Source organism: Neobacillus niacini NBRC 15566, assembly GCF_001591505.1.
Classification (GTDB): Bacteria; Bacillota; Bacilli; order Bacillales; family Cytobacillaceae; genus Neobacillus; species Neobacillus niacini.
Map to the genome: position 1 here is coordinate 46,537 of NZ_BCVA01000016.1, position 19,124 is coordinate 65,660.

The 19,124-nt window shown below is 38.4% G+C and carries 17 protein-coding genes; 5 read left to right on the plus strand and 12 right to left on the minus strand.

Going from position 1 to position 19,124, the window contains the following annotated elements; translation table 11 throughout:
- Positions 1–151 precede the first annotated feature (151 nt).
- The 8 genes from BANA01_RS13905 to BANA01_RS13940 form a co-directional block, all read right to left on the minus strand.
- On the minus strand, positions 152–2,221 hold the full coding sequence (locus BANA01_RS13905) for a bifunctional aldolase/short-chain dehydrogenase (RefSeq protein ID WP_063253543.1): 2,070 nt from the start codon (positions 2,219–2,221) through the stop codon (positions 152–154).
- A 662-nt stretch (positions 2,222–2,883) separates the two neighbouring features.
- Positions 2,884–3,849, minus strand: coding sequence for a Gfo/Idh/MocA family protein (locus BANA01_RS13910; protein ID WP_326160899.1), 966 nt, complete (start codon positions 3,847–3,849; stop codon positions 2,884–2,886).
- A gap of 24 nt (positions 3,850–3,873) precedes the next feature.
- Complete coding sequence (locus tag BANA01_RS13915; RefSeq protein WP_063253545.1) at positions 3,874–4,593, minus strand: LutC/YkgG family protein; 720 nt, start codon at positions 4,591–4,593, stop codon at positions 3,874–3,876.
- 1 nt (position 4,594) lies between these two features.
- Complete coding sequence (locus BANA01_RS13920) at positions 4,595–6,019, minus strand: LutB/LldF family L-lactate oxidation iron-sulfur protein (protein ID WP_063253546.1); 1,425 nt, start codon at positions 6,017–6,019, stop codon at positions 4,595–4,597.
- A 287-nt stretch (positions 6,020–6,306) separates the two neighbouring features.
- Positions 6,307–7,023 (minus strand): (Fe-S)-binding protein, encoded by a 717-nt coding sequence (locus tag BANA01_RS13925; protein ID WP_063253547.1) that lies wholly within the window; start codon positions 7,021–7,023, stop codon positions 6,307–6,309.
- 152 nt (positions 7,024–7,175) lie between these two features.
- Entirely contained in the window at positions 7,176–7,643 is a 468-nt protein-coding gene (locus BANA01_RS13930) for a PTS sugar transporter subunit IIA (protein ID WP_063253548.1), read from the minus strand.
- Between the two features lie 196 nt (positions 7,644–7,839).
- A complete protein-coding gene (locus BANA01_RS13935; RefSeq protein ID WP_063253549.1) occupies positions 7,840–8,193 on the minus strand; it encodes a hypothetical protein in 354 nt (117 codons plus the stop codon).
- A gap of 113 nt (positions 8,194–8,306) precedes the next feature.
- Complete coding sequence (locus tag BANA01_RS13940; RefSeq protein ID WP_063253550.1) at positions 8,307–8,996, minus strand: hypothetical protein; 690 nt, start codon at positions 8,994–8,996, stop codon at positions 8,307–8,309.
- A 156-nt stretch (positions 8,997–9,152) separates the two neighbouring features.
- Between BANA01_RS13940 and BANA01_RS13945 the strand changes: the two genes are divergently transcribed.
- From BANA01_RS13945 to BANA01_RS13955, 3 genes are read left to right on the plus strand one after another with little or no spacing between them, the layout of a single operon-like run.
- Positions 9,153–10,067 (plus strand): DMT family transporter, encoded by a 915-nt coding sequence (locus BANA01_RS13945; protein WP_063253551.1) that lies wholly within the window; start codon positions 9,153–9,155, stop codon positions 10,065–10,067.
- Positions 10,068–10,087: 20 nt separating this feature from the next.
- A complete protein-coding gene (locus tag BANA01_RS13950) occupies positions 10,088–10,657 on the plus strand; it encodes a cysteine dioxygenase (RefSeq protein ID WP_063253552.1) in 570 nt (189 codons plus the stop codon).
- A 12-nt stretch (positions 10,658–10,669) separates the two neighbouring features.
- The gene (locus BANA01_RS13955; protein WP_063253553.1) at positions 10,670–11,518 is read left to right on the plus strand and encodes an AraC family transcriptional regulator; all 849 of its coding nucleotides are present in this window, start codon (positions 10,670–10,672) and stop codon (positions 11,516–11,518) included.
- Positions 11,519–11,562: 44 nt separating this feature from the next.
- Here BANA01_RS13955 and BANA01_RS13960 read toward each other — a convergent pair whose 3' ends face one another.
- From BANA01_RS13960 to BANA01_RS13970, 3 genes are read right to left on the minus strand one after another with little or no spacing between them, the layout of a single operon-like run.
- Positions 11,563–13,353 (minus strand): ABC transporter ATP-binding protein, encoded by a 1,791-nt coding sequence (locus BANA01_RS13960; protein WP_063253554.1) that lies wholly within the window; start codon positions 13,351–13,353, stop codon positions 11,563–11,565.
- On the minus strand, positions 13,350–14,552 hold the full coding sequence (locus BANA01_RS30610) for an ABC transporter ATP-binding protein (protein ID WP_063253555.1): 1,203 nt from the start codon (positions 14,550–14,552) through the stop codon (positions 13,350–13,352). Before BANA01_RS30610 ends, BANA01_RS13960 begins: the two co-directional genes overlap by 4 nt.
- Entirely contained in the window at positions 14,549–15,133 is a 585-nt protein-coding gene (locus BANA01_RS13970) for an ABC transporter transmembrane domain-containing protein (RefSeq protein WP_063253556.1), read from the minus strand. Before BANA01_RS13970 ends, BANA01_RS30610 begins: the two co-directional genes overlap by 4 nt.
- 325 nt (positions 15,134–15,458) lie before the next feature.
- Here BANA01_RS13970 and BANA01_RS13975 point away from each other — a divergent pair, with 325 nt between their 5' ends.
- Together BANA01_RS13975 and BANA01_RS13980 are read left to right on the plus strand one after the other, a co-directional pair.
- Complete coding sequence (locus BANA01_RS13975) at positions 15,459–16,157, plus strand: hypothetical protein (RefSeq protein ID WP_157411792.1); 699 nt, start codon at positions 15,459–15,461, stop codon at positions 16,155–16,157.
- Positions 16,158–16,462: 305 nt separating this feature from the next.
- Positions 16,463–18,475 carry an alpha-galactosidase gene (locus tag BANA01_RS13980; protein WP_169803692.1) on the plus strand — a complete coding sequence of 671 codons (2,013 nt, stop codon included), beginning with the start codon at positions 16,463–16,465 and terminating at the stop codon, positions 18,473–18,475.
- 52 nt (positions 18,476–18,527) lie between these two features.
- Here BANA01_RS13980 and BANA01_RS13985 read toward each other — a convergent pair whose 3' ends face one another.
- Positions 18,528–19,106: a uracil-DNA glycosylase gene (locus BANA01_RS13985; protein ID WP_034676455.1), complete on the minus strand. Its 579-nt coding sequence runs from the start codon at positions 19,104–19,106 to the stop codon at positions 18,528–18,530.
- Between the last annotated feature and the right edge of the window lie 18 nt (positions 19,107–19,124).

The following is a 19,124-nucleotide window of genomic DNA, read 5'->3' on the forward strand; positions in this document are numbered from 1 at the left end:
CAGTTAATAATGTTTAAAATTCAGTGCTTCAACAAAATTGAATATAAATTCCTATTACACACTAGGAACTAATTCCTATATGAGATATGGAAAATAAAAAAGAAATGAAGTGAGCAAATCCACTTCATTTCTTTTTGTTGGCTTAAATCTCTTATCTTGTAAACGCAGCTGGAACCCCGCCATCAACCGTTAACATACATCCTGTTGTTCGATCAGATTTTGATGAAGCAAAGAATGCGATGGATTCAGCAATGTCTGCTGGATAGATATTTACTAGTAATGTCGTTCGTTTACGATAGTGTTCTTCTAATTGATCTGGGTGGATTCCGTACGCTGCCGCACGTTCCTCACGCCAGCTTGATCCCCAAATGGCTGAACCTTGAAGGACTGCATCTGGCAGAACAGAGTTAACACGTATTCCAAACTCGCCGCCTTCTGCTGCGATACATCTTGCTAAGTGTGTTTCAAGTGCTTTAACAGAGCTGTATGCTGCAGCATTTTTACCAGCGTACACAGAGTTTTTAGATCCGATAAATACCATGTTACCGCCGATTCCTTGACCCTTCATTTGCTTGAATGCTTCACGTGCCACTAAGAAATAGCCAGTTCCTAAAACATTCATATTTAAGTTCCACTCTTTAAGAGTAGTTTCGTCAAATGGACTAGATGTAGCAAGACCTGCATTGTTAACGATAATGTCTGCGCCGCCAAAAGTAAGAGCTGTTTGATCAAATGCAGCTTGTACTTGCTCTTCACTTGTAACGTCCATCTTAACCGCAAGGGCACGATTAGCACCGTATTGCTCGTTAATTTCGGCTGCTACTTTTTCTGCACCTTCAAGATTTAAATCTGCCAGCACAACATGAGCTCCTTCAGATACTAAACGACGGGCAGTTGCACTGCCGATACCGCCTGCACCACCAGTGATGAAGGCTACTTTACGAGAAAATTCAGCTTCAGCAGGAGCAAGGGTCAATTTGTATAATTCTAATGGCCAGTATTCCACATTATAAGATTCGTTTTCACTTAAAGAAACAAAGTTTCCTAGAGTGGTAGAACCCTTCATCACCGCAATCGCACGGTGGTACAGTGCACCGCTTACTCTTGAGTTATTTACATCCTTACCGGAATTTACCATACCTACTCCAGGAATTAAAATAACACGTGGAGCTGGTTCAAACATTTTGTCGCCTTCATTTTTGTTGCGTTCGAAGTAAGCTTTGTAGCCTTCTTTGAAACTTGCAACTCCTTCCTTAATGCTTGCGATTAAGCTTTCAACATCTTTTGTTTGCGGATCCCAATTGATGTAGAGTGGAACCATTTTTGTGTGAACTAAATGGTCTGGACATGCTGCTCCGATTTGTGAAAGTTCAGGAGCCTGATAGCTGTTAACAAATTGAAGCACATCTTCCCCGCGATCATACGTTAAGAGCATTTTCTTTTCTTCACTTACTTCACCACGGATGATTGGCATAACCTTTGCTAGGATACTAGTTGCTTCTTCATCGGAAAGAGATTGATATTTTTGACCGCCAAAAGCAGTTTCTTCATTTGATTTTGCATTGATAAAGCTTTCCGCTTCATTGATAATTTCGATTGTTTTTGCATAAGACTCTTCTGAAGTTTCTCCCCAAGTAACCAGTCCGTGTTTTTCCATTAATACTAATTCAGCATTTGGATTGTTTCTTACGCCTTCTGCGATCATTTTTGAAAGTGCGAAGCCAGGGCGTACATAGGGTACCCAAACAAAACGATTTCCAAAAATCTCTTCTGCAATCTGCTTGCCGTTGTCTGCACAGCAAAGGCTGATAATGGCGTCTGGGTGTGTATGGTCAACATGCTTGAATGGTAAGAAAGCGTGTAATAACGTTTCGATTGAAGCTCTTGGATGCTTGCTGTCAATCATACAATGTGAAAGATATGCCACCATATCTTCATCTGTCATTTCATCACGTTCGAATAATGGACGAATATCCTCTAAATTAAGACCCGTAAAGTTTTGAGCCTTCATCGTTGCTAAATCAGAGCCGCTTCCCTTAACCCACATAACCTCAATATCACGTCCACGGAAATCTTTTTCCGTTGTCTTCATGGAAGTATTGCCGCCACCCCAGTTACATACGGCACGATCGGTTCCAATCAAATTGGAACGATACACTAATTCTTCTACCCCTTTTGCTACTTGTGAAGCTTTTTCACTTTCCCATAAATTCTTAACCATTGATTAGTTCCCCCGTTTGTTTGTAATTATGTTTGTTATCTTGTGTTTTATTATATTATATGTTTGTTTGTTTTTGAATAGTAAACTTATAAATCTTTTATTTTTTTGATTTTTATATGAAAAGCTTTGTTAAATTTTGATTGTTGATTTCTAGTACAACTGTATAAAAGGTCAACGAAGGACAAATCTGGAGAGTTCTGAGCGGGATTTTTCCGTCATAGGTTGATGAGAGACAAATCTGAAGAGTTCCCAATGAGTTTTGTCCTTCATAAGGTTGGTGAGAGACAAATCTGGAAAGTTCCCAATGTGATTTGTCCTTCATAAGGTTGATGAGAGACAAATCTGAAGAGTTCCCAATGAGATTTGTCCTTCATAAGGTTGATGAAAGACAAATCTGGAGAGTTCCCAATGTGATTTGTCCTTCATAAGGTTGATGAGAGACAAATCTGGAGAGCTCCTATTGAGATTTGTCCTTCATAAGGTTGATGAGAGACAAATCTGGAGAGTTCCCATTGAGATTTGTCCTTCATTAGGTTGATGAGAGACAAATCTGAAGAGTTCCCAATAAGATTTGTCCTTCATCAGGTTTTTGTGAAAAAAATCAACACCTGCCTATATAAAAAGTCGACAAGCAAATAGACTTGTCGACTTTCGTTCTTTTATTATAATTCCAATCTTATTGGCTGCCCGCTCATTGCTGATTGATTGGCTGCAAGAGTAACTTGGTACGTTTTTAGAGAATCTTTGTAGTCTGATAATATTTTTTCTATGTTACCGGTTTTAACTGCTTCAAGAAATATCTTATTTTCTTCAATATATGGATTTCCTTGGTCTTTATGTTCTAGTATTTGTTTACCTTTGATTTCTCTTAAGAGCTCATTTCGCAGCTCGATGATTCCTTCTTCTGTAAATAAATCCAAACCTACCTTATTTGAATGATTCAGGATACAGGTATTTGATATCGTTGCAACCATGCCATTCTGCAGCTTCATTGTGACACTGCCCACATCTGACACAGTGGTTCCGTCAACCTTTTCCTGCATGATTGCACTGCCATAGGCAGCATAAACTTCCGTAATTTCACCGCACAGGAAACGTAAAAGATCTACAATATGTGTAGTCTGCTCAACAAATTGTCCCCCAGATTTATTTACATCTCTCCACCAAGGAACCATGGGCATATCTCCCATCCAATAGCCAAGGGCAATCCCAACTTTACGGTTATCAAGTAAGGATAAGGCTTTCTTTGTGGTTTCTTTATAACGCCAGTGGTAGCCAACCGATGTAATGAGACCTGTTTCATCTATTTTCTTTGCAATTTCAAACGGTTGTTCATCTATACCTAGTGGCTTTTCTACAAAAAAGGGAATGTTCCTATCTATCAAAGCATACTCTATCTCGCTATGCGCCATTGGTGGTACACAAATATAAACAGCGTCGAGTTTTTGTTTATCTAGCATCTCGTCAACATTTGTAAAACCCTTTGCATTTGACCAGTTTCTTGCTTCTTTTTCAGCCTTTTCCATACTTGTACCACAAAATGCTGTTACCTCTATTCCATCTATGCCTGCTAATATAGCTGCATGTGTTTTGGCAAACCATCCAGTTCCAATAAATCCTACTTTCAAGGAAATCGCTCCTTTGTAATTCGGTTATAAATCATTAATCACGATATAAGAAGCCTTTACTGGCCCATGAACGCCAACCACCAAATTTAATTCGATATCTGCTGAATTACTAGGTCCAGTTATAAAATTGATACAAGAAGCCACATGTCCTGTTTTTTCATGAACTTCTCTCATTTTTTGTGCAGCTTGTGTCATTCTTGGTACTAGCGTACTTTTTGGAATCAGCGCGATATAAGTCGCAGGTAAAAAGCTTACTGTTCTGCCTTTATCCTGATCACTGAATAATACTACTGTTCCTGACTCGGCCAATGTGATTTCACTAATCGTAATTCCAACATTCGCTTTTTCTGCTTTTGTAATATTCTCTGGACCCTTTATATAATCCCATTCATACACATCGAAATCCTGGCTTGGCCATTGTGTTTTCAGTAAAGGATCAAGCCCCCATTGTAAAAACCGTTCATCCTTCCACGTGACGATTGGTCCCCCGCCATAACTAGTAACAACCTCATGAAGAGTGGATGATAAGTCTTTAAGGTCCGTGGTATACATGCTAGTATGGATTTTTTTACACTGCTCTGCTAACACTTCTACTAACTCATCTTGCGTTGCTCCTTTTAATACCTCATCCTGCGGTCTAAATCTCCATGCTGGCCGCTCGATTTTGGTAGAAATACGGGGACGGCCAAGCTGGCTGGCAATTTGATTTAAGAATGAATCACGATTTTGTATTGTACCAGTCATGTTATTTGCCCTCTTTCTCGCGGTTTTTAAACCAATCTCTGAATCTCTCTTTATTTGGTGCTGGAAACTCACGGATTTCCGTCCAAGCTTTTAATGGTCCAGGGCCTTTAGAAATCTTGTCTCCAGACGTAAATGGATTCAATGCGGTTGGAGCAATCTTGGACCCAATCTTGTATAATGTTGGTGACGCTGCCCCCAATCCAAACGCTTTCATTGCTAGTTTTTCTGATATCGGTGCCTTTCCTTCCTTCTCAACGATCACTTCTCGATGTTTATGAAGGAGGTTATGCAGTGGGATTTTTACCGGACAAACTTCCGTACATGCCCCGCAAAGGGTGGAAGCATACGGCAGCTCTTTAAATTCATTGTAACCGCCGAGAAGCGGTGAAAGCACGGCCCCTATAGGTCCTGAATAAATAGAACCGTATGAATGGCCGCCAACATGACGATAGACAGGACACACATTTACGCACGCCGCACAGCGAATACATTGCAAGACTGATTGGAATTCTCCCCCTAAAATCTTGGAGCGGCCATTATCAACAATCACAAGGTGGAATTCCTCTGGTCCATCCACATCTAATTCTTCTCTTGGTCCTGTAAGGACGGTGATATAACTGGTTAACTTTTGACCCACAGCACTTCTTGTTAAGAGTGAAACCAATACTTCCATTTCTTCAAAAGTAGGGACTATCCGTTCCATCCCCATTACGGTAATCTGTGTTTTTGGCAATGCTGTAACTAAATCAGCGTTTCCTTCGTTCGTCACTAAACTAAAGGAACCCGTTTCTGCCACCGCAAAGTTACATCCGGTAATACCAATATCGGCGGATAAATATTCTTCTCGAAGCATTTCCCGGGCATGCCAGGCTAATTCTTCTGGCTTTGACGTTTTTTTATAACCAAGTTTTTCTGTAAACACGTCTCGAATTTGTTCCTTGTTTTTATGTAACGCCGGTACCACAATATGTGATGGAGGATCATGATCATCAACTTGAAGAATGTATTCACCAAGGTCCGTTTCAATCACCTCACAGCCTTCTTGTTCCAAAGCTGTATTTAAGCTGATTTCCTCCGTTACCATGGATTTTGATTTTACAATTTTCTTGGCATCTTTCTGCCTCACAACGCTACGAATATACTCGTTTGCTTCTTCTTTTGTTTGGGCAAAAAATACATGCCCGCCTCTTTTGGCGACATTTACACTAAGCTGCTCAAGATAATAATCCAAGTTTTCAAGCACATGCTGGCGGATTTCTTCTCCATGTGATCGCCAGTCTTCCCAGTTTCCAAGTTCCTCGGTCACAAGTCGCCTTTTTATGCCCATTCCATCCTGTGCACCGGAAACTGCCCCGCGCATAAAATCGTCATGAATCCCTTTATCGACACGGTCTTTAAATTGTTCATTGCTTATTTTCATGGCCATTTGGTATCCCCCATCCTTCATATAAAACGCCTTCAGTTTCCTGTAGGTCTCATGAAAACTTTATGAGACCACTTTTTCAATTTCCAGTTTCATTTGGGTCTCATGAAACCTCTATGAGACCACATTTTTCGTTTTCCATTTACATTCGGGCTTCATGAACACTCTATGCGACCACTATGTTCTTGTTCTAACTTCACTTGGGTCTCATAAACGCTTTATGAGACCTCTTTTCTCTTTTTCCACCTTCATTTTGGCGTCATAATCGCTCCATGAAGACTCGTTAATTATCATCGACTATTCAATACCTCAGCAATATGCATAACCTTTATCGGCTTACCTTTTCGGTCAATCCGACCGCCAATATTCATCAGACAGCCGGCATCAGCGCCAATCAGGTAATCTGCACCTGTGTCTTCGACATGACAAACTTTTTCATCAACCATTTGTTCTGATATCTGTGCCATTTTAACCGAGAAGGTGCCGCCAAACCCGCAGCACTGTTCTTTTCCAGGCAGTTCGGTAAAGTTAAGTCCTTTTACATTTTTCAATAAAATCATAGGAGCTTCTTTTACTCCTAACAGTCTTGTCATATGACAGGAGGTATGAAAAGTTGCATTTCCTTCCAATTTAGCGCCAACATCTTCAACCTTTAATACATCAACAATAAATTGCGTGAGTTCGTAGGTTTTCTCTGCTAATTTCTTTGCTTTCGGTTCCCAAACAGGATCTCCTTTGAAAACATGAGGATATTCATGAAACATAAATGCACAAGAACCGGATGGTGAAACGACATATTCCGCCTCTAAAAAGGTATCAATCATCCTTTTCATCGCTTCTTTAGACTCTTTTGTATAGCCACTATTATATGCTGGCTGACCGCAGCAAACCTGGGATTCTGGGAATTCAATTTCACAACCAAGTTTCTCTAGGAGCTCGACCGTTGCTTTTCCAACATTGCTTTGAAACATATCGACAAGGCATGTTGCAAATAAACTTACTTTCATCTTGTTTCATCCCCTTGCTAAATCGGTAAATATTTTTATTTATTTTTGTTTTATTATAATATATGTTTGTTTATTTTTGAATCTAGTTAAACAAATTTTCCTAAAAATAAAAAAGAGCAAGCTCTAAAGCTTACTCTTTCAGGAATGATAGGTTATTTAATTATTTTTACTTCTTGTCCTTCAATTACTACTTTTTCATCCTCTGCTAAGTTGGTAAAGATGACGGGTGTAATAATGGAAGGTACTTTTTCTTTAATTAATTCAAAGTCAGCTTCAAGCAGCTTTTGACCTTTTTGGACACGCTGCCCGTCACTTACAAACGAAGTAAAGCCTTCTCCATTTAGAGATACGGTTTCAAGACCAACATGAATCAAAATTTCTCTGCCATCTGAAGACTTTATGCTTACTGCATGTTTGGTCGGGAATACACTGATTACTTCCCCATCTACTGGAGCTACAACCGTCCCGTTTGTTGGATTTACAGCAAAACCGTCACCGATCATTTTTTGAGAAAATACTGGATCTGGTACTACATCTAGAGGGACAATTTCGCCTTCTAATGGCTGTAAAATCGAAGTATCAACTTCTGCCTTTTTACTTTTGAATAGGTTTTTAAACATATTGAATACCGCCTTTTTAAATACTTTTGCATAACTCTTTTAATTCACAAGTTTTTACTTTTATTATTTTCCCCTAATTTTATTCCTTTATCAAAACATACGCTTAGGACAGATTTTTTAAAATTTTCTTTACTTTTGATTATACCCTTTAAAAAAAATAATAAACCGCACTAGTGAATGTGCGGAAATGGTATGGTTATGAAGCTATTTTACTAAAGCTGTTGCATAGGTTTTTTAATGTGTACAATCTAGCGGTTATGATAAATAATTCATTGTAGTTATTTTCGACATATTCGTCTATAATTGTAATTCCTTTTTGAAATTGGTCCACTAAGTAAAGCGTGTATTTTTCATCCCAATCAAACTGGTTTATTCTTATGAGTTCATCTGCTACTATTTGAAACTTATACTCCTCAATCAGATATTTAATTTGCAATAATTTATTGTTTTCAATTCTAAAATTGTTTATTTTTCTTTGATTTTGAACAAATTTAATAAAACCATTAATATTTTCCGCCAGGACGATCGCTTTTTGCATTTCGGACTGCATTTCATCCCCTCCTATAGGTCTAAGTTTCATCCTATAGAAAGTGTATGTTGTGGGAGAATATGATGACACCCATAGATTATGTCTTTCGAATCACTCCGATTCACAGGCGGTTGTTAATTAAATTTTTTAATAATTTTATTATGTGTCACTTCAATTTTTCCAGGCAAGACAAAAAGATATTCAATGAGGCTTTCAAGCAAATCCATTAATAAAGCAGTTGTCTCATAATCCATTTCCGTTTCTAGTTCCAGCATCCGATGTAAGGAACCATCAGTTGCGAGCAGGTGGCTAAGAGATTGAATCGGCTTTGCCAATTCAACATGATTTGGCAGGATTTCAAGCTGCTGGGATAAAGGTTGTCCTTTACTTTTTTCTTTAAGAAAATGTTTTAGGATACTCTCAATGACACGTTTTGCCATAACTGCAGTAGCTGAATTTTCTCTAGATTCGAATACATTTATCGCAGATCGGTAAGCTCTTATAAGGTCTTTTGGAATAGTAGGAAGACTTTCTATATGATTAATGAGATTTTTTGAAGCTTGGATGTCATAGATATATGTGTCTGCATGCTCATTTTGCTCATCCTGACCATCCTTGGTCATCATAATAAATACGGTTGATTTTTTACAAGTCGGGCAGCTGGACTCCGTTAGTATTCCATTCTTGCTGCTTTGAAAGTTTGCATTAATCATAAATTCGGTAACATTTCGGCATTGAGGGCATTCACTTTGTATGCTCTTTGGTATTTTTAAATTTCCATATCGGATGTAAGAATTGACGGAACCAGGATTTATCCTTCTCATACCTTAGCCTCCCTGATTTTCCACTTTATGTTTCTTATTTAGATAAATGATAGGATCTCCATACATTGTTAGTTTTCCCGTAAAAAGAAAAATCATGTTCTATACGGACAAGCATAAGATGAAATAACTATCTTTTTGCTGAAAGGACTGTTCAGCATGATTAATAATTCGAAGTTGACTGCTTCACTGTATGCATTAATGGCAATTAGTTTTTGGGGCGTTTCATTTGTGTCCACAAAAGCTGTACTAGGAAAGCTGGATCCTTATTCATTATTAGTGATTCGATTTGGGATTGGAGCTTTATTTTTGCTGTTGCTCCTTCTTCTGCAACGAAATCGACTAAAAGTCTCGATTAAATATCTTCCACATTTAATCGTACTTGGTATACTAGGAGTTTTTATTCATCAAATACTCCAGGCAACAGCATTGCTGACTATAAATGCTTCTGCAGCTGGTTGGCTCATATCGTTTTCACCCGTTTTTACCGTCATTCTCTCGATTCTTTTTTTACATGAAAAGTTAAGTTTAACAAAAGTTGTTGGGATGGTAATGGCGATAACGGGTGTTCTGATTATATCATCGTCAAGAAGTGGACAATCCTTTCAGCTTGCTATGAATATAGGCTTCCTTCTCATGATTCTGAGCACGTTAAATTGGGCTATTTATTCTGTGCTTTTAAAAAGTTTAAAAATTCCTTATCCCCCCCTCGTGGTTACGTTTTATATGTGCTTACTAGGCTTGATTCTTACCACACCCTTCCTTATTCGGAATAGAGGCTGGGAAGACCTTTCATTGTTAAACCATTCAGAGTGGGCACATTTGTTATTTCTCGGTGTCTTTGTATCGGGAATTGCTTATTGGTATTGGGGAAAAGCACTTGAGGTCCTAGAGGCATCCAAGGTTTCCATGTTTCTCTATTTGGAGCCCATTGCAACATTAATTGCGGCAGTTCTGCTTTTACAAGAGAAAGTTTTACTCATAAGTATTACAGGCGGAATCATAATTATTATAGGAGTGATTATCGTTAACGGTCAGCTGGTGCCTATGTTGTTACGCTTATTAAAGAAATAACGGCAATAGGAGGAGACTTTATGACATTGACAGCTAAGATTAAGAATGCCTTAGACTCTTTAAATAGCCCATCGAAAGCCGATCTAAAGGAGGCATTGTTACAAATTGATATGAAACTTGATGATCTTGCACAATTGCCAGTACCTTCTGACGGAAAGCCTTACAACCGAAAGCTTCTATATAAAAATGATGAAGTCGAGCTGCTTGTGATGAATTGGTCTCAGTTAGAGTGTGCTCCTCATGATCATGGCAATTCCCACGGCTGGATTCAAGTGATTTCTGGCACGTCTCTTAATTCTGTTTATGAAGTTAAAGGTGATAGCTTACCGAAAGAATTGTTTCATCAGTACCACCATAAAGGACAATATTTTTATGCCCCAAAAAAGGCCGTCCATAAAATGAAAGCCTCTAATAATATGGACATGGTAACACTCCATCTCTATTCCCCTCCCATTACCGGTATGATGGTTTATGACATCGAGAAATGTGCAGCCTGTGTGGTATCAGATGATTGCGGGGCATGGTGGCCAGATGAACAATATCAAAAACTAAAAGAGATTAAATTAAATTCGAATACAAGTAAAGGATGAAGCTCTTTGTGTATGGATCTTGGAAACCTAACATCTAAACTAAATGAGTTAACCTTTTCCTTATTGCTAGCAGGTTACAAAACTTGTCCTCAAAATTGGGTTAAAAAAGGAAAAAAGCCCTTTTATCATTCCTTATGGTTTATTACGAAAGGATCTGGCGAAATCATTATAAATGAAAAGAAAAATGAACTTTCTCCCGGGAAACTTATCGTTTTTACACCTGGGATGATATGCGACAAAAAATCTTCTTCTTCAAATCCACTAGAGTTTTATTTTATTCGGTTTACTCATGCAGGTGCTATTGAGAAAAAGGAGCAATGGCATTTCAAACAGCCTCAGGATATACCATTTCCATTACATGGAGTGTATTCCATTAAAAACAGCTCTGGAGTTGCCCTTTTATTCGATGAAATCAATTCTTTATCTAAACGCAGAAGTTCAACGATTGCTTTTAGACAAAAAATTCTCTTTCAAGAACTATTACTAACCTTGATACAGGACTTCCATACTCAAACGTTTTCTAAAGACACAAGACAGGTGATTGAGGAAACGATTGACTACATTGGTCATCATTATCATCAGGCTATAACCTTAACAGATTTGGCTAAGATGGCAGACTTAAGTAATAGTCACTTTTCCAGACTTTTCAAAAAGAATACTGGCTACAGTCCAATTGAATATTTGACCCATTTACGGATTGATCGGGCAAAGGAGCTTCTTGCTCATTCTGATATAAGGGTCAAAGAGGTAAGTCAGAATGTCGGTTACGAGGATGAACTCTATTTCAGTCGTATTTTCAAAAAAATAGTTGGAGTTTCCCCTACTCAATTCAGTGATGAACAAAAGACATTAGACCAATAGAAAAAGGATGGTTTTGATTCAAGACCATCCAATACCATTTCATCTTAATTTTTAACTTTTACCTGCTTCCCTTTATTCCGATTTTGGCATAATTGATAGTAGACCGATTGGTTGTTTAGCAGCTGTTGATGATTTCCCATTTCTACAATTCTACCCTTATCTAAGACAATAATTTTATCTGCATGCAGTATGGTGGATAGCCGATGTGCAATGATAATGGTAGTTCGATTCTTGGATATTTCTCTTAAAGCTTCTTGAACCGCTTGTTCTGTTTCTGTATCAATATTGGCTGTCGCTTCATCAAGTATGAGTACATCATTATCCGCAATCATGGCCCTTAGAAAGGAGAGCAGCTGTTTTTGTCCCGCCGACAGTACGGTACCTTCCTCTCCCAGCATGGTGTCATATCCTTCCGGCAGCTTGCTAAAAAAAGGATCAATATTTACAGCCTTTGCCGCTTTTATGATTTCTTCCTTACTAACATGGTTATGATTTAAACGAATGTTATCAAAGACAGTCCCTGAAAAGACAAACGCATCTTGTTGTATAATTCCGATATGCCTTCTAAGGTCGTTTAATTGAACATCTTTTATGTTGATACCATCAAGACTGATGGTTCCCTTTTGATGATCATAAAATCGGTTCAACAGTTGTATGATTGAACTTTTGCCGGCACCGGTTGCACCGACCACACCTACTGTTTCCCCATGATTGATTCTAAAATGGACATCCTTTAATACCCATTCTTCATTCTTGTAAGCAAACCATACATGTTGAAAAACAAGGTTACCCTTCACTTTTTCCGGCAGTTCCTTAGGGTGCACAGGATTTATGATTGTTGGCTTCGTTTCTAACGATTCAAAGATCCGTTCAGCTGATGCTAGTGCTGCTTGTATTTGGTTGAATCTGTCTGCTAATCCTCTGAGCGGTTCAAAAAACTGCCTGACATAATGTGTAAACGCATACACAGTGCCAAAAGTAATCGTTCCATCTACTACACTTCTCCCCCCATACCAAACTAATAGCGCAAGCGAAATATTTCCAAATAAGCCGATAGAAGGATTAAAGATCGAATTGATTACCGTTTGACGCATCCCAGCACGATAATGCTCCTCATTTAATTCATTAAAGCGTTCCAGTTGTTTTCCTTCACGGGCAAATAGTTGAATGACACTCATACCGGAGAGATTTTCAGCTAGATAGGAAAGTAATGATGAAAGAATGCTCCTCAGCTTCCTCTGTGTATCACGTAATACCCTTTTAAAATAAAAAGTGACGGTGGCTATGACAGGTATGACTAAAAAACAGATCAGGGTCAGTTTTACACTCATATATAACATAAGGGCAATAATTCCAATCAGCATTAATACTTCTTTTACTAAATTAACAATTACTTGAGAGTAGAGCTGGTTCAGAGATTCAACATCATGGGTAATCCTTGTCACTAACCTTCCAATCGGATTTTGCCTAAAGAAATCCATCTGCATGATAGAAAAGTGCTTAAAAAGGGCTTGCCTGAAATCATAAATTACATACTGCCCTGTAAATTGCAGGGTATTATTTTGGAAATAAGTACAAATAGAAGAGACCATGATTAATAAGAAATAGATGATGCCTAAGTACATCATCCCTTGATAATCATTCATCCTAATGTAAGTGTCGATGGCCACTTTAATGATAAATGGCTGCGCTAAACTGGCAATGACAATAAATCCTGTCAGCAGCAATGAAAAGAATAGGAGCTTTCGATAGGGTTTCGCGAACATCATCATTCCTTTTAATAATTGGCGGTCCCCCATTTGAGAATGGCTTCCTTTTTCTAATCGTCGAATCATGATCTCCTCCTTTTTTTGATGAGGATCTTTCTTCCATTAAGTGATGGACTCAAAAACTCTGTTGTTTGCTGCGTAAACATTTTTTTGTACATTCCATTCTGTTTTAAAAGAGAGTGATGTGTTCCCCTTTCGACAATCTCCCCTTTATCTAACACAATAATTTGATCTGCTTCTTGTATCGTAGAAATTCGGTGGCTGATAATGATGGAAGTTCGACTTTTCATTTGTGTTCTTAGTGTGTTTAAAATATTGGTTTCTGTTTTAGAATCTACTGCTGAGAGGCTGTCATCAAATATGATGATAGGAGAAGGTTTTATCAATGCTCTTGCGATACTCACACGTTGTCGTTGTCCACCTGATAAAGATAATCCTCTTTCGCCTAATTCTGTCTCAAATTTCTCTGGAAGTTCCATAATATCTTGATAAACATGTGCTTGCCTTGCTGCATGAAATACCTGTTCATTTTCATAAGGATTTGGGTCAAAGGCAATGTTTTCTTTTATAGATGAGGAAAATAAGAAATTGTCTTGTGGGACGTATGCAACCGATGATCGTAGGGTTTTTAATGGAACATCTCGGATATCATGGTCATCGATAAATATTGAATTTTTAGGAGGATTGTATAAACGTAAGAGTAAATTGACTAAGGTTGATTTACCGCTTCCTACTTTCCCGACAATGGCTAAACTAGTTCCTTTTGGAATCGAAACGGTAATATTTTTTAATGCGCTTTCTTTACTCCTTTGATACTTGAACGATAAATTTCGAATCATAATAGTACCTTGAATCGAAGTAATAGAAGTCACCCCTTCTTCATCCTGAATGGTAGGTTCCGTTGATAAAACATGACGAATACGATTATCTGCGGCTTTTCCCTGCTGCAGAAGATTGATGACCTTCCCTATGTTTTCAATCGGAGCAATCAACAAAGATAAATAGGTATTAAAAGCAACAAAATCACCAAGAGAAATGGTACTTTTCATTACTAAAATAGAGCCAAATACAATGGAAATTAAATAACTTAGACCCACAATGCCCTGACTTAATGAGGTGAAAAGTGAATTTGCACGGATTAACTGTTTATTGACCTCGACATTTGCCTGATTATCGTTTGTGAACTTCTTACGTTCTTCTTGCTCTTGTATATAAGTTTTAATAACACTTATACCAGAACAAAATTCTTGAACTCGGCTTGTCAATGTCCCGATCGCTTCTTGTACTTGTAATGCCTTTGAATCTTTGACCGGAACCGATAGGCAATATACGTTAAACCTGGTAAAGGCAAAAGGACCAGTAACGTTAAATAAAGATTTATCGTACTAGCCATCATAAAAACTGATATCGAAATAAGTACGGCTGCTTCGACCATCTGGAAATATCCCTGCATCACAATCTGCCTCATGATATTAACATCATTTACGGCATGAGCCATCAGATTCCCAATTCGCTGATTTTGATAGTATTCAGCCTGCAGCCTCTCCCAATGCGAAAACAATGAACTACGTAAATCCCGCTCTAGGATTCTTGACATCTTGAATATATATATGCGGCCGCTCGAGCGAAATAGGAAAGCACCGAGTCCGACAATCACAAACCATAGAGATAACTCCCATAAATCAGAAACGGGAATGGATTCATTTTGGAGACCATCTGTGAACTTTTTTAATAAAACGGGAACAAATAATTGCAAAACGAGGGAAAAGATTAAAAGGATAGTACCTAGCAAATAACTCCATTTATGTAGAAGAAAATGATCCTTAAAGATAGGTTTATTTCTCATCATACCCCCTCCTTCATAAAGGAATATGCTTAGAATAACGTACCCTTCAACCAATCACAATGGATTTCCCCATCATCTTTCATGGATTATTGTGCTAAATTCTCAGATTGTAAAGTAACTGAAATAACGACAAATACTTTTGATTCTTTGTTTTTCGATAGGGCATTTGCTCATAAATACTCAATTATAGGGCGGATTCATCACATTTCATAAGAAAGTGACGATGAAAACTCTTCATACCCAAAAAGGGACAAAGGATTTTATGTGGAATTTATACATTAACAAGGTAAGTAACCTTGTAACATATCGGAAAGGTTGTGAGTTTATGAGACTTCTGGATGTACAGCCTAAGAAAAACTTTAGCTACATCTTCGTTCAATTTCCAGGAATGAAAATGAATGTCCCTACGCTCTCCAACAATGAGGGAAAGGTGGTGAACGAAGACGTTGCTTTATGTATCCAATTAAATAGCAAAGAGAAGGTTAATAGTTTATACCTTGTACCCACACAGAGTATAAAACCATTTGACTTCTCTGATGAAGAAATTGGAGCAAAAGCGTTTTTTCGAGTCATCAAAAAAAAAGAAATCTCCCCAAACTCAAACACAAAAGAATCCGATGATATTGTCACGTTTATTACTGATGAAGTGACTGTTGTGCAAAAGAAAACAGCAGCAGGATATGAATTCGTCTTAGTTTTAAATAAACGTGAAATTGGCATGGTCGCTTCCATTGAAGAAGAAGTTTTACAAACAGAAACAGTACCATTGACATTTATTGAGGAGCCGAAAGAAAGTGTCATTGCTCAAGCCGTTAAAAAGAAGAATATCATTGTCTTCGGAATGAGGGCCAAAAAGAGGATAATCTATGGAGGCCATGTCTTTCTCAATACTGAAGTTATAGATCCTATTCGAATGCTTTTTGAGGGCGTTAAAAGAAAAGTTATGGTATTCTCTCCTGCCGCATTAGATTTTATCGGTCCAGGTGATCGGAACCAACCCATTTTTATTATGAGGGGAGGGTAAAGCCGTTTTTCCACAAAGGAAAAGACAATTTCATACTAGAAAAATAATCGAAATGAAGGATTAAAAGGATAATCCTTTACGATTGAATAGATATAAAATAAAAGTGAAAGGAAAAAGTTCTTAAAAAAATGCAGCAAATTCAAATGGATTTAAAAGACTTAACCATGGGGTTAAGTCTTTTTGTTTTGAATATATCCAAGTTGTTTATTAAAGAGAAATTCAATGTTGGAACATATTGTTCATTAAAATTTAGAGTTTTCTATATTAATATAGTACTTATAGACATCTATTTTGGGGAGGATTTTATGCTTAAGAAAATAATTACAACTTTTGTTTCCTTCTCAATTGGGCTGACTGGTATTTTTTCAACCTCTGTTTTAACTCCAAACAAAGCAGAAGCTTCTTCGTATAATGATTTGGCAGAGCTCCCTTTTATGGGTTGGAGCAGCTGGAGTTCGATTCGTAAAAAGCCCACTGAGGAAAAGATTAAAGCGGCTGCTGATGTCATGGCGGCAAAATTTAAGTCACACGGATATGAATATGTAAATCTTGATGATTATTATATGTTGGATTGGCGGGAAACCGTTGATGAATATGGCAGGTGGGCCGTTGACCCAAAGAAGTTCCCTAACGGAATGAAAGCACTTGGTGACTATATTCATAATAAGGGATTGAAGTTCGGCCACTATGTAACTTTGGGCATTCCAAAAGCAGCGGTGGACCAAAACACACCTATTGAAGGCACACCATATCATGCGAAAGATATCGTTGACTTTAGCAAAGGGCAAAAGAAAAACTTTAATTATGAAGAAATGTATGCCATCGATTTAGCGAAACCTGGTGGACAGGAGTTTATTGATTCATGGGCAAGGCTGTTTGCATCCTATGGGGTCGATTATCTAAAAATTGATGGTGTTAGAAATCAAGATATAGCTGATGTCGAGGCATGGGCAAAGGCGCTCGAGAAAACAGGCAGACCCATACATGTGGAGTTGTCTAATAACCTCGATATAAAACATATCTCTACCTGGAAACAATTATCCAATGGCTGGCGCACCGACCATGATGTCGAGGCTTACGGGACCCCCTACCTTGCTTCTTGGAAAAAAATAACGAGAAGATTCGATGATGTCGCAGAGTGGCAGCCGCATGCTGGTCCTGGCGGCTGGAATGATTTAGATTCACTGAATGTGGCAAATGGCCGCAAGGATGGTTTAACAAACGATGAGAAAACTTCCTATGTTTCTCTGTGGGCGATTGCTGCTTCTCAGTTTGTTATTGGAAATGACCTGACAAAGCTGGATGATTTCGGGGTCAGTTTATTAACCAATGATGAGATTCTAGGTGTCAATCAAAGTGGTGTGGCTGGGAAGCGTCTATACAAAAAGAACGACACTCAGGTGTTTTACCAGAGCCTACCCGACGGGTCCTTTAATATAGCCCTATTTAATACGGGCTCGTCTACACATGAAGTTAGTGTTAAATGGGCAGATATGGGGATTGAGGGGTCTGCATTCTTGCGTGATTTGTGGCGTCATCAAGATTTAGGAAGTAAGACAAAGGGCTTCTCTGCCAAGCTATCCACCCATGCTTCAAGGGTAATTAATGTAGTGCCAGCTTCAGCACTTACTGTCTCTCCTGAAAGTGGCGCAACTGGATTGAACCCTTCTAAGGTCACATTAAACTGGGAAACAGTATCTGAGGCCGACAGTTATCACATTCAGGTAGCGACAGATCCAAGTTTAAAAAATATTGTTTTTGATCAGACCGTCTCTATACCAACTGCAGATATAAAGAACCTTGATACCGATACGCGTTATTACTGGAAACTATCCTCAATATCAGGAGAAACTGAAAAACAGATTGGAATCTATTCGTTTTATACAGAATTAACGAAAGCTCCGAACCAGCCAGACTGGGTGCTGGCGGACAGGAAAAGTAATGATTCTGTGTCACTCACCTGGAATCCGACATTTGGGGCAGATTCCTATACGGTCTTTCGGAAAGAAATGAATATCCTTGGTATAAGCAGTGACTACCAACCGATTGCTACAGACCTATCAGATCCAAACTATATCGATAATAGTGCTAAGCTAAAAAGCGGCGTCACCTATTCTTATAAAGTAACAGCAACCAACAGTATGGGTGAAAGTAAAAAATCGATAGAAGGACATTCAGACGACCAATCCTCTGTTCAAATGACTGCTCTTCTGATTGTTTCTTTCACCTTAGCTGCAGTGGCCATAATATTTATTATTGCTCGAATCAAATCCAAATCTACTAAACAAGCAGAATTATCTAAGAGGCGTGTTTCATAAAACAAAAAAAACGAGGGCACCCTTTTAAAACTGAAGGGTGCCCTTGTATTTTTTAAAATTTCAAATTATGATAGTGCTCTGCAACGAACGTCAAATCTTCTAAAAAATATGACCATAAGTTCGGGCGGCGCCTTACAGCCAGCGGATGGTAAGCAACAGTGGTTTGACAGCCTTGTACATTGTGCCAAGTTCCTCGTAATGTTTTTACATCCGCTTCTGAATTTCGAAAAAAGGACTGTACTGCCACATTTCCTAAGCATACGATAAGTTTTGGCTTTTTTTCTATAATCTGTTGTTCTAAATGTATCATACAGGTTTCGCGAACCTGTTCCTTTTCATAAGCACGCACTGGTCTTCTTTTAAGGATATAAGTCACGTACATGTCGTCTTTGTTTAAGCCCACTTCACTTGCTGCTTGTTGTAATGTTTGTCTTGTCCCGCAAACTACTGGGTCCCCTGCACGGTCTTCCCTTGCACCAGGATTATCAAGAATAACCATAATCGGAGCTTCAGGATTTCCCTCACCCCAGACCATACGTGACCCGTGGTGATAAAGACCGCATTCACGGCAATTTTCAAGGTCAACGGGGGTTGGTTCCTCTGGCCATAATTCAGGACAAAATGTAGACATACCTTTTATCTCCTGAAC